Raw genomic sequence first — 14,120 nt, forward strand, 5'->3', positions numbered from 1 at the left:
CAAGGATACGAACCATGCACGCAGACCTCCTCTTCACCAACGGCCCCGTCCTCACCCCCGAGGGCCGCACCGCGACCGCCGTGGCCGTCACCGGCGACCGGATCACCGCCGTGGGCCATGCCGAGGTGCACGACCTCGCCGGGCCGCGCACCCAAGTCGTCGATCTGGCGGGGCGGTTGCTGTTGCCCGGGTTCCAGGACGCGCATGTGCATCCGGTGCCGGCGGGGCTTGAGCTGACCCAGTGCGATCTGACGCGGGCCAAGACGGCCGAGGACACGATCGCCGCTGTACGGGCCTACGCCGACGCGCATCCCGAGCGGGAGTGGATCACCGGGGGCGGGTGGTCGATGGAGGCGTTCGAGGGGGGTACGCCGACGAAGGAGCTGCTGGACTCGGTCGTGCCGGACCGGCCGGTGTATCTGCCCAACCGGGACCATCACGGCGCCTGGGTGAACAGCCGGGCCCTCCAACTCGCGGGTATCACAAGGGACACGCCCGACCCGGTGGACGGCCGGATCGAGCGGGACGCGTCCGGCGAACCGGCCGGGACGCTCCAGGAAGGCGCGATGCAACTGGTCGGACGGCTCACGCCGCCCACCACTCCGGCCGACCGGCTGGCCGCGCTGCTGCACGCCCAGCGGCATCTGCACGCGCTCGGCATCACGGCCTGGCAGGACGCGATCGTCGGGAGGTATGCGGGGATGGCCGATGCGTCGGACGCCTATCTGACCGCCGCCCGGGACGGTTCGCTCACCGCGCGGGTCGTCGGCGCGCTGTGGTGGGACCGGGAGCGCGGGGCCGAGCAGATCCCCGAACTGGTCGAGCGGCGGGCCGAGTTGAGCCACGGACGATTCCGCGCGAGCAGCGTGAAACTGATGCTGGACGGGGTCGCCGAGACCGGCACGGCCGCCCTGCTCGACCCGTACCTCGACAAGTGCGGCTGCGCGACGGCCAATCGGGGCACCAGCTTCATCGACCCGAAGCAACTCCCCGCCTACGTGACCGAGTTGGATGCGCTCCGCTTCCAGTGCCACTTCCACGCGCTGGGCGACCGAGCCGTACGAGATGCTCTGGACGCGGTCGCGGCCGCCCGGGCCACGAACGGGCCGAGCGACACCCGACCGCACCTCGCACACCTCCAGGTGGTGCACCCCGACGACGTGGCGCGCTTCGCACGGCTCGGCGCCGTGGCGAACATCCAACCGCTCTGGGCCGCGCACGAACCACAGATGGACGAGCTGACGATCCCGTTCCTCGGGCCCCAACGGGCCTTGTGGCAGTACCCGTTCGGGGCGCTGCTCGGTTCCGGAGCCACCCTGGCCGCGGGCAGCGACTGGCCGGTGAGCAGTCCCGACCCGCTCGAGGGCATCCATGTCGCGGTCAACCGGGTCGAACCCGGGGGCTCCGGGCCGGTGTTCCTGCCGGGCGAGCGCCTCGACCTCGCGGCGGCGATCACGGCATACACGGCGGGTTCGGCGTACGCGAACCACCTGGACGACACGGGCCGCATCGCGGCAGGGGCGTTGGCGGATCTGGTGGTCCTGGACCGCGACCCGTTCGCCGCTCCGCCGGAGGAGATCGCGGAGACGCAGGTAGCGCTTACCTACGTGGGAGGAACGGGAGTGTACGCAGCTCAGGAGGCGTGAGCAGTAACAGGGATCACGATCGGGGCGCGGTGTAGATCATCTAGGCTCTGGGCAGCCTCGTAAGCGCTTGTGGGACCAACTTTCGTACCACGAAGCGCAGTTCGAGGGTGCGGGCGGTCGAACGGACCGCCCGCTCGCAGTGGGGGGACCAGTGTTCCGTCTCCCGAAAGGAAGCGCATGCCTCAGGACGTCACCTTCGACCTCCCCTTCGACACCCCCGTCAGCGACCATCTGGAGTACGCCCGGGCCCGCCATCTGCGCTGGATCTGGGACATGGGCCTGGTGCGCAGCCAGGCCGGGTTCGAGGAGTACCGGTCGTGGGATCTCCCGCAGGCCGCGGCCCGCACCTATCCGCACGCGTCGGCCGCGGACATGGTCGTCCTGATGAACTGGTTCTCGCTGGCGTTCCTCTTCGACGACCAGTTCGACGCGGGCCGGCACGACCGCGCCGACCGAATACTCGAAGTGGCGCGGGAGTTGATCGTCACGCCCCTGCGTCCGGCGGGCAGCAGGCCCCGGGTGGTCTGCCCGGTCACCGTGGCCTGGGCGCAGGTCTGGGACCACCTTTCGGATGGCATGTCCCTGACCTGGCGAACCCGGTTCGCCGCGTCCTGGGGCCGGTTCCTGGTGGCGCACTGCGAGGAGGTCGACCTGGCGGCCCGGGGCATCGCCGGCACGCTGGACCTCGACGAGTACACGGAGTTCCGGCGCCGCACGGTCGGCATCCACCACAGCATCGACGCCGGCGAACGCAGCCGGGGCTTCGAGGTCCCGGCCCAGGTTCAGGCCCACCCGCTGATGGAACGCATGCGCGACCTCGCCGCCGACACCATCGGCTTCATGAACGACATCCACTCCTTCGAACGCGAACGCCGCCGGGGCGACGGCCACAACCTGATAGCCGTCCTCCACCGCGACCGCGCCCTGTCATGGGAAGCGGCGGCGGATGAGGCGTACCGCATGACGAACGCCCGCCTCACCGAGTACCTCGACCTGGAAGCCCAAGTCCCCCAGATGTGCGACGAGTTGGCCCTGAACGAGGACGAACGCCTCCGAGTCCACCAGGGCGTGGAGGCCATCCAGCACTGGATCAACGGCAACTACGAGTGGGCGCTGGTGTCAGGCCGCTACACGGCAGCGAAAGAAGGCCCAGCGGCAAAGGGTTCGGTGGACGACCTGCTGGCAGTGTGAGACGGGGCCGAGCTGCCCAACCAAGGGCTGGGCAGCTCGCCTGTTTTTAGGGGCGCGGGGAACTGCGCGACCAGCCCCAACGCGCCTGCAGACAAAGAAATAACCGACTCACACGGCAAACTCAACCGGCAGCCGGTCCAATCGAGACTCCCACGTAGACGCCGTAGAAGTCAGCTCCTCCACAGCCACCCCCAACCGCAACCCCGGCAACCGATGCAGCAACACATCGACGCCGACCTCAAGAATCGCCTGCCCAATGCTCTGCCCCGGACACTCATGCGGCCCCGAACTGAACGCCAGATGCGAATGGTTCCCCTGCATAGAAGCGCCCGCATCAGGCCGAACCTCCGGATCCCCATTCCCCGCAGTGAGCCCCAGGACGAGCAGATCCCCCTCCTCGATCCGATGCCCCCCGAGCTCAAGATCCACCGTAGCGAACCGCCCCGGCAGAACAGCCAACGGCGGGGTGTCCCACATGACTTCCTCAACAACGGCCGAGACAGTCAACTGCCCGCTCACCAGCCCGGACAGCCGCGACGCGTCCGTGAGGATCCGCTGCAACACCCGAGCCAACAAGTTGCTGGTAGTCGTATGCGCGGCAATCAGCACAAGCCGCAGATGCATGACGACCTCTTCCGCATCGAGCCCAGCCGGATGCCCGATCAACGCGGTGGTGAAGTCGGAACCGGGCTCGGCCCGCTTACGCTCGGCGAGTTCACCGAGAATCTCGATGATGCGGTCGTTGTGCAGCAGGGCGTCTTCCCCACCCTTGAGAACCTGCGCACTGGACTCGACCAGCCGATTCCCGTCCCCCGCGGGAAGCCCCAGGATCCGGGTGAGGACAAGCATCGGCAGATACTCGGCATAATCCGCCACCAGATCAGCCCGGCCGACTTCGGCGAACGCGTCAATCTGCTTGTTGGCGAAGTAAGTTGCGTGCCGCCGAACACCCCGCCCGGCCGCAGCCAACAGCCCGTCGGTCACCGCACCCCGCAACCGACGATGAGGTTCGCCGTCCTGGGAGACACAGTCCGGCCGCCATCCCACCATCGGCATGATCGGCGAGGTGTCCGGCACCCGCCCCTCCCGCCAGTCCCGCCAGATCCGCGCGTCCCGGGAGAACTGCCGGGGACTGTCCAGCACCCGCCGGTTGTCGCGGTACCCGAGGACCAGCCAGGCGGGCACGTCCCCTTCGAGCAACACCGGTGCCACAGAACCGTGTTGCTCGCGCAGCCGCTCGTAGATGCCGCGCGGATCGGTCGCCGCGTCCGGCCCGTACAGCCGGGTGAGGTCGTCACCCGAGCCGTGGGCGACAGGGCAGCCCCTCGGCGCATCGGGGCCGTTTAACGTCTGGTCGGTCATCGGGGCTCCAGTGCGGCGACGGCCGAGCGGTCCTTCAAGTGCCGTATCAGCGCGACCAGTACGTCCCGGCTGGAGGAGCGGTCGCGGGCGTCGCAGGCCACGACGGGGATGTCCGGGGAGATGTCGAGGGCGTCCCGGATCTCGTCGACCGGATGCTCCGGGGAGTCGGGGAAGACGTTCAGCGCGATGACGAAGGGGACGTCCTGCCGCTCCATCTCCTCGATCGCCCGGAAACTGGAGGCGAGGCGGCGCGTGTCGACGAGAACCACCGCGCCGAGCGCGCCCTTGAACAGGCCGTTCCACAGGAACCAGAACCGCTCCTGGCCCGGGGTCCCGAACAGGTAGAGGACCAGTTCGTCGTTGAGGCCGATCTTGCCGAAGTCGAGGCTGACGGTGGTCTCCGTCTTGTCGGCCACCCCGATGAGACGGTCGTCGCCGGCGCTCGCCTCAGTCAGGGTCTCCTCGGTGGTGAGCGGCTTGATGTCACTGACCGAGCGGACCATCGTGGTCTTCCCGGTGCCGAAACCGCCGGCGATCATCACCTTCACCGAGCGGGTACCGTCACCGGCCGGAGAACCGGGCCGGTCAAAGCCTTTGAAGTCCACTGAGTACCTCCTCAAGGAGCGCGAGGTCGGGCCCGCGACCGGCGTCGTGCGCCGGGATGGGGTCACGTGCTTCGACGCGGTCTGCCTCCAGCAGATCCGCCAGCAGCACCGCGAGAATGTTGAAGGGCAGTCCGAGGTGGGCGCCGAGTTCGGCCACCGACAGCGGCTCGCGGCAGCGCCGGAGGATCTCCTCGTGCTCGTGCTGCATGCCCGGCACGGGTGCGGCGCGGGAGACGATGAGGGTCGCCACGTCGAGGCTCGACGCCGAACCGCCCGGTCCGCTGCGCCCTCCGGTGAGGACGTAGTAACGCTCCAGACCGGAGGGGTCAATTGGCCGGCGGGGAGCACTCATCCAGAGTGCTCCTCCAGGCGCGCGGTGGTGCCGAGGAGTTCACCCATCCTGCGGGCCAGGTCCCGCATCTGGTGTCCGAGCAGGCCCTGGTCGAGGCCCTCCCGGGCCAGCACGCCGAGATACGTCTCCACACCCGCGCGGACGACGAAGAGGTGGCCGCCGTCGACCTCGATCATCGCCAGCCGCAACTGCCCCGCGTACTTGGGGAATTGCTCGGCGACGGGCTGGGCCAGCGCCTGCAGGCCGGCCACCACGGCCGCGAAGCGGTCCACGTCGTCGGGGTCCTCCGCGCCGAAGGAGGTGATCGCCTTGCCGTCGCTGGAGGCCACGAGGGCGAAGCGGATCTCCGGGATGCTCTCCACCAGATCCCGGAGCGCCCAGCTCACGTCGGTTCCCTGTTGCGTCATGTGGACTCGTCGCTCTCTTCAGTGCTGTGCTCGGTGAACTCGCGGCCTGCGGACGCCGGTTCCTCCTCCCGGGCCTCCCGTCCGGCCGTGGCGAAGGCCGCCAGGCCGGTGAAAGAGGCGTCGGGTGGTACGGCGGAGACGGCCATCTCCCCGGCCCGCCCGGCCGGTTGGGGCCGAGCCGTCTCGCCACGCTTGCTACGGCGCCTGGGCAGCCCGCCGGGTGTGGTGTCCTCCGCCTCTACGGTCTCCGCCGAGGTCTCCGCGACACCGGTGCCACGGCTCACCGCCGCGGTCGCGGCCGTCGCGGCGGCCTGGAACGAGGGGGTGACGGCGGACGCGGGCAGCCGGCTGAAGTACTTGTGCGGGACCACGACGACCACCGAGGTGCCGAGCCAGGGCGAGTCCGCGAAGGTGACACGGATGCCGTAGCGGCGGGCGAGCGTGCCGACAACGCGCAGGCCGATGCTGGCGTCCTCCGAGACACCGCCGAGTCCGGGTCCGGCACCGGTGCCGGCGAGGGCGTGCTCGGCCTCGCGCTTGGACTCCCCACTCAGGCCCTTGCCGGAGTCCTGGATCTCGATGCCGACGCCGTTCGGCACCTCCTTGCCGGAGACGATGACCGGCTCGGTGGGCGGCGAGTAGCGGGCCGCGTTGTCCAGGAGGTGGGCGAAGATCAGCGTGAGGTGGTCCACCAGACCGCCGTCGACGCCGAGTTCGGGCAGCCGGCGTACGTCGACGCGGTGGAAGTCCTTGATGCGGCCGATGCCGCCGCGCACCACGCTGAGCAGGCGCTGCGGTTCCTGCCACTGCCGGCCGGGCCGGTCCGAGCCGCCGAGGACACCTACGCTCGCGGCGAGACAGTCGGCGGGGCCGATCTCCTGGTCCAGCTCCATGAGACCGCGGGCGACGGCGGGCAACCGCCCGTGCTCGCCCTGCAGTTCGTGCAGCCGGCCGCGGAGCTTGCTGGTCAGTACGTGGATGCGGTTGCCGATGCTGATGACGGCCTGCTCTGCGGCGGTGGAGCGGTTGAACTCCTCCTCGACGCCGATGAGCGAGATCCGCAGCACCTTGCGCAGTTCGGCCTGGAGCTCGGCGCTGACCTTCGCGCACTGGCTCGCGGCCGGCAGCAGGTCGTCGATGGCGTCACCGGCACGCAACTGCTTGAGAGCCACGGGGAGTTGCTCGTCGGCGAGGCGGGCCACGGCGGCGAGCTGGTGGGCCAGCTGCTCCTGCCAGACCTCGGCCTGGTCGGCGAGCTGCGCCTCGTAGGACGCCGCCTGCTGGGTCAGCCGCTCCTCGAACGCCCTCGCCTGCTCGGCGAGTTGGACCTCGTAGGCGCCGGAACTGTCGGCGAGCCGGGTCTCGTAGGCACCGGCGTGCTCGGTCAGCTGCGCCTCCAGCGTGGCACGCTCGGCGCTGAACTTCCGCTCCAGACCCGCCACATGCTGCTGCCACTGCTGGGAGTGCTCGGCCTGCGCGGTGCGGAAAACGCTTTCGGAACGGCGCAGTTGAGCCTGGCTTCGGACGAGCAGTCGCACGCACATGGCACTGGCCGCCGTGGCCGCCGCTCCGGCCGCGGTCACGGCTATTCGCTCCGAGCTCATGAACGTGGCGGCGACGGTCCCACCCCCTAAGGCCAGCGGCATCAGCCACCAGCTGTACCAGGCGACAGGTGCCCGCGCCGCCGGTGGCGGAGTGGCGAGTTCCATCTGCATCCTTCGAAGCGACACGAACGAACAGGGGGGTGTGCGAGGACAGACCGCACTCGGGAGGACGCACCACGAGCCGACCGGTCACGATCACGTCAACTCGCTGCGCCGCAGGGGAGCTTATCGGGTTTGAACGGTAAAAGATCAACCTCGAGGTGGTGCGGAAGTGAGGGTTCCGTCACGCTCCGAGAAGTCTGAACATGGACAGGTGTCCAGTTATAGTAGACACCTGCCCAAGAAGACGATCCAAGAGGACGAGGAGTCGATCGATCATGGAAACGCTCGCGAACGTGCTGGTCGGACTGGTGGCCGCGCTGCATCTGTACATCCTGGTGCTGGAAATGTTCCTCTGGGAGAAGAAGCCCGGGCGCGGTCTGCACGGCTTCGACCCCGAGATGGCCAGAGCCACCGCACCGCTCGCCGCCAACCAGGGTCTGTACAACGGCTTCCTCGCCGCGGGTCTCGTCTGGGGCCTGATCGCCGCCGATCCGACCGGCTTCCGCGCCCAGGTCTTCTTCCTCAGCTGCGTCGTGATCGCGGGCGTCTACGGCACGGTGACGGCGAACCGGCGCATCCTGTTCGCCCAGGCGCTGCCCGGCGCGGTGGCCCTGGCCGCCGTCCTGATCGCCCGGTGAGCCGCGCCGAGCCCGAGGACCGGCGGACCGCCCGCACCCGGGCACGGCTGCGCCAGGCCCTCCTCGACGAGTGCGCCGAACACCCACTGGAGGAGGTCGGCGTGGCCGCCCTGGCACGCCGCGCGGGGGTCGGCCGGGCCACCTTCTACGTCCACTACGACGGCCTGGAAGCGCTTGCCGTCGACGCCTGCGCGGACGTCGTACGGGAGGCCGTGGAGGCACTGCACGCGTGGCGCGGCCGACCCGATCCGGTGCACGCGCCGCCCGCGCTGCCGGAGTTCTTCGCCGGCCTGCTGCCCCACGCGGCCCTGTACCGCGCCCTGTTGAGCCCGGGCGGCGGCGGACCGCTCGGCCGGGTCCTGCACCGGGACCTGCGCGCCTACAGCCTCCGCGAGCGTGAACTCGCGGGCGCGGCGGACGCACCGCTGGTCGCCTCGGCCGTCGCCGGGACCTTCGGCGGGGTCCTCGCGGACTGGCTGCACGGGCTGTTGGAGGGCACGCCGGAAGAAATCGCCGACCAAGTATGGCAGTTGCTGGTCGCGCTGCACATGAGCCGGTGACGGTCGCTCAGCGGCAGCCCATGCCGTCCTTGACCAGCGGCCACGCCTCCACGCCGTCGGGCGTGTGGACGTAGGCCTTCGAAGCGTCGGCCGCGAGCCACAACTGCCAGTCCTGGTAACGGTATCCGGTGTCGCGAGCGGTCCTGGGCATGCGGACGTCGCCGTCGTACGGGGAGGTGAGCATGCCGGGCTCCAGCACTCCGTCCGGATCGCGGGCGTACAGCCTGCCCTTCTCGCCGTCGCCGGTCTGCAGGAAGTGCGCCTTCTGCCAGTCGCAATGCGCGGCGCCGGCCGAACTGCTCACTACCGTGGTCGCGACCCGCTTCCCGTCCCTGTCCGTCCAGATCTCGTACCCGTGCGCCTTGGTGAAACTCTCCGGGAGTTCGGCCGGGTCGCAGGAGGCGCTGGTCTCCGGGCCCCAACCCGGCCTGTTCTTGCGGTCCTTGGCGACGACGACGGCGACTTTCGTGCGACCGCCGACGTCGTACGAGAACAGGACGCGACCGTCCGCCTTGCGCTCGACGCGATAGCCCGTGCGCGGCACGTCCGGCTGCTCCATGTCGAAGTACGCCCGCAGGCCGCCCTCGGGGGTCTTGCCGCCGTCGCCCTTGCTCCATGTCTCGGCGCCGCCGCCCGCGTACATCGGGCCGTCGCACTCCAACGCCCGCCCTGCGGCGCCCGATTCGTCGGAGGCGTTGGCCGGTACGTACAGCGGTCCGGCGTAGGGCGTGGCCGGCGGGGTGCCCGCGACCACGACGTCTTTCCCGTCCCCCGTACCGCATCCCGCCGCCGTCACGGCCACCAGCACGGCGACCCCTGCCAGTCCTCTGCGCATGCCATCCCCCTCACGTCCTGTTCCTACGACGCACGGGCGGGCCGAAACGTTGGGGTTCAGCGGGTTGTCTGGAACGTACGCCGGTACGCCTGCGGGGAGACGCCGATCGCCGCGTGCAGGTGCTGTCGTAGGGACGCGCCCGTGGCGAAGCCGACGCGGCCGGCGATCTGGTCGACGGACAGGTCGCTGGCCTCCAGGAGGTCGCGGGCGCGGGTGACCCGCTGCTGGATCAGCCAGCGGCCGGGGCTGAGGCCCACCTCGTCGTTGAAGCGGCGCGCGAAGGTGCGCAGGCTCATGCCGGCGTGCCGGGCGAGGTCGGTCAGGGCGAGGGGCTCGTCGAGGCGGGTGAGGGCCCAGTCGCGGGTGGCGGCCGTGCTGGTGGCGCCGACGTCCGGCACCGGCTGCTGGATGTACTGGGCCTGGCCGCCGTCGCGGAACGGCGGAACGACGCAGCTGCGGGCGACCGCGTTGGCGAGTTCGCTGCCGTGGTCCGTGCGCACGATGTGCAGGCAGATGTCGACTCCGGAGGCCGCGCCGGCGGAGGTGAGGATCCGGCCGTCCTGGACGAAGAGCACGTCCGGGTCCAGGTCGACCTGCGGATACAGGGCCCGGAAGCGGTCGACGACCTGCCAGTGGGTGGTGGCGCGGCGGCCGTCGAGGAGACCGGCGGCGGCGAGCACGAAGGCGGCCGTGCAGATCGAGACGATCCGCGCGTCCGGGCGGATCCGGGCGAGGGCGTCGGCGATCTCGGTGGGCAGCCCGGTGGGGATGCGCGGGGTCGCCATGGAGGCGACCACGACCGTGTCCGCCGTTTCGAGGATCTCGGGGCCGTGCTCCACCGCGACCGAGAAGTCGGCGTTGGTGCGGACCGGGCGGCCGTCGACCGTGCAGGTCAGCACCTCGTAGTGGCCGTCGGCCGCACCGAAGATACGGCTGGGGATGCCCAGCTCGAAGGGGTAGACGCCGTCGAGCGCCAGGACCACGACCCGTTCCACATGCTGCATGGCACGATTCTATCGAAGGTTGGCCATCGTGCCATTTCCTTGTCGTGCGGGACCCGGCAGGCTGACTGACCATGAGCACTGTGAACACCATGCGCGTCATCACGCAGAACGCCCTCGGCGGTCCCGAGGTCCTGGAAGAAGTACAGGTCGAGCGGCCCGCGCCGCGCGCCAACGAGATCCTGATCCGGGTCCGCGCCGCCGGGCTCAACCCCACCGACTGGAAGCACCGGGCCACCGGCGGCTTCCTCGGCGAGCCGCCGTTCACCCTCGGCTGGGACGTCTCCGGCGTCGTCGAGGCCGTCGGCGTCGGTGTCGCCCGCTTCGCACCAGGCGACGAGGTCTTCGGGATGCTGTCGTACCCGTGGGGCCACGGCTCGCACGCCGAGTACGTCGCCGCCCCGGCCCGCGCCTTCGTACGCAAGCCGGCCGGGATCGACCACGTCCAGGCGGGCGCGCTGCCCCTGGTCTCGCTGACCGCGTGGCAGGCGCTGGTGGAGAACGCCGAACTCCAGCCGGGACAGCGGGTGTTGATCCACGCCGCGGCCGGCGGCGTCGGGCACGTGGCCGTCCAGATCGCCAAGGCGCGGGGCGCCCACGTGATCGGCACGGCGAGCGCGGCCAAGCACGACTTCCTGCGCGAACTCGGCGTCGACGAGGCGATCGACTACCGGGAGACCGACTTCGCCGAGGCCGTGAAGGACGTCGACGTCGTCCTGGACATGCTCGGCGGCGAGACCGCGCTCAAGTCGCTGCGGGTGCTGCGGCCGGGCGGGATCGTGGTCTCCATCGTGCCGATCGGCAAGGACGACTTCTACGAGGAGGCCGAGCGGCTCGGTGTGCGGGCGGTCCGGATGCTCGTCGATGCCGACCGCGCCGACATGGAGTCGATCGCGGAACTCGTCGAGGCGGGCAAGTTGCGCGCGACCGTCGCCAAGACGTTCCCGCTGGCCGATGCCGCCGAGGCACACGCGCTCGGCGCCACCGGCCGCACCGCGGGCAAGCTGGTGCTGACGGTCGACTGAGTCTGAGGGTCAACGCGGGCTGGCGAGTCTGAGGTTGAGCACGGGCCGGGCCGAAGGGTCAGAAGGTGAGTACCGGCTTGATGGCCTTGCCCGCGCTCATGTCCCGCACCGCCTGGTCGATGTCCGCGAACGGATACGTGGTGATCAGGCGGTGCAGCGGCAGCCGCCCCTCCTTGACCAGTCGCACCAGCGCGGGGATGAAGCTCTGCGTCTCGCTGTCACCGAGGGTGAGACCGACGATCCGCTTCCCGGGGAGCAACCCGTTGACGTCCAGGGCGACTTCACTGCCGAAGGGCGGTGCCCCCACGACGACCAGCGTGCCCCGGGCGGCCAGCGCGTCGGCGCCCTGACGGAGGACGCCGACGTTGCCGGTCGTCTCGACGATGCCGTCGGCGCCCTGGCCGTCGGTCAGTACCGCAAGGGTCTCGCCGAGGTCGGCCTCACCCGCGTTGACGGTGTGGGTGGCGCCCAACTCCTTTGCCAGCGAGAGGCGTTCGCCGACGCGGTCGACGGCGATGATCCGGGTGGCCGGGGTGAGCGCGGCCGCCATCACCGCGGACAGGCCGACGGCTCCAGCGCCGAGCACAACGATCGTGTCGCCGAGCCGGGGCTTCAAGACGTTCCACACGGCGCCGACCCCGGTCTGAACTCCGCAGCCCAGCGGGGCGATCGACTCCAGCGGCACGTCCGGGTCGACCTTCACCAGGCTGCGTTCGTCGACCAACGCCCTTTCCGCGAACGAGGATTGGCCGAAGAAGTGGCCGCCGAGCGGTTCGCCGTCGCGGCTGATGGTGCTGCTGCCGTCGGCACGGCGCCCGCCGATCAGGTTCAGCGGCAGCCAGGTCGCGCAGTAAGCGGGGTGCCCGCCCTGGCAGTTGCGGCAGTCGCCGCAGGACGTGAAGGACAGGACGACGTGGTCGCCGGGTGCGATCCCGGTGACGGCCGAGCCGACCTCCTCGACGACACCGGCGCCCTCGTGACCGAGAACTCCGGGGAGCGGGAAGGGCAGTCCGCCGCTCGCCGCGCCGAGGTCCGTGTGACACAGGCCGGTTGCGACGACCCGGACCAGCGCCTCGTGCGGGCCCGGCTCGGCCAGTTCGACGGCGGTGAGGGTGAAGGGCGCGCCGCCCGACTCGACGACGGCCGCGCGCGTGGTGGTGGGCATCGTACGAACTCCTTGGTGGGCGTGGTCAGTTGAGCAGACGAACGTGGTCGGTCGCGTTGGTGGGCGTGGTCAGTCGAGGGAGACGACGACGGACTTGGTCCGGGTGTAGGCGGCGAGGCCTTCGGGGCCGTACTCGCGGCCGAAGCCGGAGTCCTTGACGCCGCCGAAGGGGACGTTGGGGTCGAGCATCGCCCAGTCGTTGATCCAGACGATGCCCGCCTGGAGCCGGTCGGCGATGCGGTGGGCGCGGCCGACGTTGCCGGTCTGGATGCCCGAAGCCAGGCCGTAGGGCGTGGAGTTGGCGAGTGCGACGGCCTCGTCCTCGGTGTCGAAGGGCTGCACGGTGAGGACCGGGCCGAAGATCTCCTCCTGGATCACCCGGGAGTCGTTGGCGAGGTCGGCGATGACGGTGGGCTTGTAGTAGTAGCCGCCGTCCAGGTCGAGGCGTTCGCCGCCGCAGACGATGCGGGCGCCCTCCTTGCGGGCGAGGTCGACGTACTCCTCGACCTTCCGCAGGTGCCTCTCCCCCGCCATCGGCCCTACGACGGTCTCGGGCAGCCGGGGGTTGCCGACCGGTACGCCGGGGACGGCGTCGGCGAGGATGTTGAGGAGGGTGCTGTAGACGGGGCGCGCGACCAGCAGGCGGGGGCCGCCCATGCAGAACTGGCCGGTGTTGAAGACGAATCCCTTGATGACCGCGCCGACGGCCTTCTCCAGGTCGGCGTCCTCGAAGACGAGGTGGGCCGCGTTGCCGCCGAGTTCCATGGTCACGGGCGTGAGGTTCTCGCCTGCGACGCTCGCGGCGTGCCGGCCGACGGCGGTGGAGCCGGTGAAGGCGATCTTGTCGACGCCGGTGTGCCGCAGCAGGGCCTCGCCGGCGACCTGGCCCGCGCCGGTGACGACGTTGACGACGCCGTCCGGGACGCCGGCCCGCTGGAGCAGTCCGGCCATGTAGAGGGCGCTGAGCGGGGTCTCGTCGGCGGGCTTGTGGACCACGGTGTTGCCGGCCGCGAGGGCGGGGGCGAGTTTCGAACCGGCCAGAATCAGCGGGAAGTTGAAGGGGGTGATCGCGGCGACCACGCCGAGCGGCTCGCGCTTGGTGTAGGCGAGCGCGTTGAGCGGGGTGTCGCGGGTCGAGCCGTCCAGGGAGAACGCGAGGGCGGCGTAGTGCTCATAGTCGTTGGCAGCGTTGGTCACGTCGACGGCGTGGCACAGGGTGATGGGTTTGCCTACGTCCAGGCTCTCCAACTCGGCCAGTTCGTCGGCGTTCTCGCGGATCAGCTCGGCGACGCGGTGCAGGATCCGGCCGCGTTCGCGGCCGCTGAGCCCGGACCAGTGGCCGTTGTCGAAGGCCTCGCGGGCGGCGCGGACGGCCGCGTCCACATCGGCGGGGCCCGCCTCCGCGACCGTGGTGACGACCCGGCCCCGGGACGGGTCGACCACCTCGGTGCGCGCTCCGTCGGCGGCCTCGCGCCACTGCCCCCCGACGAACAGGCGGCCGGGTTCGATCTCGAAGGCGGTCATCGCCACTCCTCAGCATCGTTGCCAGGATTATCGTTGCCAAGATTTCAACCAACAGGATTCCTGTTGGTTTCCCGTCTGGTTCGCAGTCTCATTACAGACAGGT

14 protein-coding genes are annotated in these 14,120 nt (G+C 70.4%); 5 read left to right on the top strand and 9 right to left on the bottom strand.

Going from position 1 to position 14,120, the window contains the following annotated elements; translation table 11 throughout:
- Positions 1 to 14: 14 nt before the first annotated feature.
- Both OG504_RS06900 and OG504_RS06905 read left to right on the top strand, forming a co-directional pair.
- Positions 15 to 1,646 carry an amidohydrolase gene (locus tag OG504_RS06900; RefSeq protein ID WP_405988927.1) on the top strand — a complete coding sequence of 544 codons (1,632 nt, stop codon included), beginning with the start codon at positions 15 to 17 and terminating at the stop codon, positions 1,644 to 1,646.
- A 177-nt stretch (positions 1,647 to 1,823) separates the two neighbouring features.
- The gene (locus tag OG504_RS06905; RefSeq protein WP_405988928.1) at positions 1,824 to 2,837 is read left to right on the top strand and encodes a terpene cyclase; all 1,014 of its coding nucleotides are present in this window, start codon (positions 1,824 to 1,826) and stop codon (positions 2,835 to 2,837) included.
- A 108-nt stretch (positions 2,838 to 2,945) separates the two neighbouring features.
- On the opposite strand, the gene OG504_RS06910 is transcribed toward OG504_RS06905, so the two are convergent.
- Genes OG504_RS06910 through OG504_RS06930 form a run of 5 tightly spaced genes read right to left on the bottom strand, consistent with a single transcriptional unit; the run spans position 2,946 to position 7,272 of the window.
- Positions 2,946 to 4,199, bottom strand: coding sequence for a cytochrome P450 (locus tag OG504_RS06910; RefSeq protein ID WP_405988929.1), 1,254 nt, complete (start codon positions 4,197 to 4,199; stop codon positions 2,946 to 2,948).
- Positions 4,196 to 4,804 (bottom strand): GTP-binding protein, encoded by a 609-nt coding sequence (locus OG504_RS06915; protein ID WP_405988930.1) that lies wholly within the window; start codon positions 4,802 to 4,804, stop codon positions 4,196 to 4,198. Before OG504_RS06915 ends, OG504_RS06910 begins: the two co-directional genes overlap by 4 nt.
- A complete protein-coding gene (locus OG504_RS06920; RefSeq protein WP_318020589.1) occupies positions 4,785 to 5,156 on the bottom strand; it encodes a DUF742 domain-containing protein in 372 nt (123 codons plus the stop codon). Before OG504_RS06920 ends, OG504_RS06915 begins: the two co-directional genes overlap by 20 nt.
- Entirely contained in the window at positions 5,153 to 5,563 is a 411-nt protein-coding gene (locus OG504_RS06925) for a roadblock/LC7 domain-containing protein (protein WP_019057749.1), read from the bottom strand. Before OG504_RS06925 ends, OG504_RS06920 begins: the two co-directional genes overlap by 4 nt.
- On the bottom strand, positions 5,560 to 7,272 hold the full coding sequence (locus OG504_RS06930; RefSeq protein ID WP_405988931.1) for an ATP-binding protein: 1,713 nt from the start codon (positions 7,270 to 7,272) through the stop codon (positions 5,560 to 5,562). Before OG504_RS06930 ends, OG504_RS06925 begins: the two co-directional genes overlap by 4 nt.
- A 272-nt stretch (positions 7,273 to 7,544) precedes the next feature.
- Here OG504_RS06930 and OG504_RS06935 point away from each other — a divergent pair, with 272 nt between their 5' ends.
- Together OG504_RS06935 and OG504_RS06940 are read left to right on the top strand one after the other, a co-directional pair.
- On the top strand, positions 7,545 to 7,907 hold the full coding sequence (locus tag OG504_RS06935; RefSeq protein WP_318020587.1) for a DUF1304 domain-containing protein: 363 nt from the start codon (positions 7,545 to 7,547) through the stop codon (positions 7,905 to 7,907).
- On the top strand, positions 7,904 to 8,467 hold the full coding sequence (locus OG504_RS06940) for a TetR/AcrR family transcriptional regulator (RefSeq protein WP_405988932.1): 564 nt from the start codon (positions 7,904 to 7,906) through the stop codon (positions 8,465 to 8,467). Before OG504_RS06935 ends, OG504_RS06940 begins: the two co-directional genes overlap by 4 nt.
- A 7-nt stretch (positions 8,468 to 8,474) precedes the next feature.
- Here OG504_RS06940 and OG504_RS06945 read toward each other — a convergent pair whose 3' ends face one another.
- Positions 8,475 to 9,302 (bottom strand): hypothetical protein, encoded by an 828-nt coding sequence (locus OG504_RS06945; protein WP_405988933.1) that lies wholly within the window; start codon positions 9,300 to 9,302, stop codon positions 8,475 to 8,477.
- 56 nt (positions 9,303 to 9,358) lie between these two features.
- Entirely contained in the window at positions 9,359 to 10,306 is a 948-nt protein-coding gene (locus OG504_RS06950; RefSeq protein WP_405988934.1) for a GlxA family transcriptional regulator, read from the bottom strand.
- 71 nt (positions 10,307 to 10,377) lie between these two features.
- Here OG504_RS06950 and OG504_RS06955 point away from each other — a divergent pair, with 71 nt between their 5' ends.
- A complete protein-coding gene (locus OG504_RS06955) occupies positions 10,378 to 11,328 on the top strand; it encodes an NADP-dependent oxidoreductase (protein WP_405988935.1) in 951 nt (316 codons plus the stop codon).
- A gap of 58 nt (positions 11,329 to 11,386) precedes the next feature.
- Here the strand turns inward: OG504_RS06955 and OG504_RS06960 are convergent, their stop codons facing one another.
- Both OG504_RS06960 and OG504_RS06965 read right to left on the bottom strand, forming a co-directional pair.
- Positions 11,387 to 12,493: an NAD(P)-dependent alcohol dehydrogenase gene (locus OG504_RS06960; protein WP_405988936.1), complete on the bottom strand. Its 1,107-nt coding sequence runs from the start codon at positions 12,491 to 12,493 to the stop codon at positions 11,387 to 11,389.
- A gap of 69 nt (positions 12,494 to 12,562) precedes the next feature.
- Positions 12,563 to 14,017, bottom strand: coding sequence for an aldehyde dehydrogenase family protein (locus OG504_RS06965; RefSeq protein ID WP_405988937.1), 1,455 nt, complete (start codon positions 14,015 to 14,017; stop codon positions 12,563 to 12,565).
- Positions 14,018 to 14,120 lie beyond the last annotated feature (103 nt).

Origin of the sequence: Streptomyces sp. NBC_00986, assembly GCF_045162565.1 — a bacterium.
Taxonomy (GTDB): Bacteria; Actinomycetota; Actinomycetes; order Streptomycetales; family Streptomycetaceae; genus Streptomyces.

What these genes read in the sequence shown, in the direction of transcription:
- OG504_RS06900 (WP_405988927.1), top strand. Translation starts at nt 15, where the DNA reads ATGCACGCAGACCTCCTCTTCACCAACGGCCCCGTCCTCACCCCCGAG.
- OG504_RS06905 (WP_405988928.1), top strand. Translation starts at nt 1,824, where the DNA reads ATGCCTCAGGACGTCACCTTCGACCTCCCCTTCGACACCCCCGTCAGC.
- OG504_RS06910 (WP_405988929.1), bottom strand. Translation starts at nt 4,199, where the DNA reads ATGACCGACCAGACGTTAAACGGCCCCGATGCGCCGAGGGGCTGCCCT.
- OG504_RS06920 (WP_318020589.1), bottom strand. Translation starts at nt 5,156, where the DNA reads ATGAGTGCTCCCCGCCGGCCAATTGACCCCTCCGGTCTGGAGCGTTAC.
- OG504_RS06925 (WP_019057749.1), bottom strand. Translation starts at nt 5,563, where the DNA reads ATGACGCAACAGGGAACCGACGTGAGCTGGGCGCTCCGGGATCTGGTG.
- OG504_RS06930 (WP_405988931.1), bottom strand. Translation starts at nt 7,272, where the DNA reads ATGGAACTCGCCACTCCGCCACCGGCGGCGCGGGCACCTGTCGCCTGG.
- OG504_RS06935 (WP_318020587.1), top strand. Translation starts at nt 7,545, where the DNA reads ATGGAAACGCTCGCGAACGTGCTGGTCGGACTGGTGGCCGCGCTGCAT.
- OG504_RS06945 (WP_405988933.1), bottom strand. Translation starts at nt 9,302, where the DNA reads ATGCGCAGAGGACTGGCAGGGGTCGCCGTGCTGGTGGCCGTGACGGCG.
- OG504_RS06950 (WP_405988934.1), bottom strand. Translation starts at nt 10,306, where the DNA reads ATGCAGCATGTGGAACGGGTCGTGGTCCTGGCGCTCGACGGCGTCTAC.
- OG504_RS06955 (WP_405988935.1), top strand. Translation starts at nt 10,378, where the DNA reads ATGAGCACTGTGAACACCATGCGCGTCATCACGCAGAACGCCCTCGGC.
- OG504_RS06960 (WP_405988936.1), bottom strand. Translation starts at nt 12,493, where the DNA reads ATGCCCACCACCACGCGCGCGGCCGTCGTCGAGTCGGGCGGCGCGCCC.
- OG504_RS06965 (WP_405988937.1), bottom strand. Translation starts at nt 14,017, where the DNA reads ATGACCGCCTTCGAGATCGAACCCGGCCGCCTGTTCGTCGGGGGGCAG.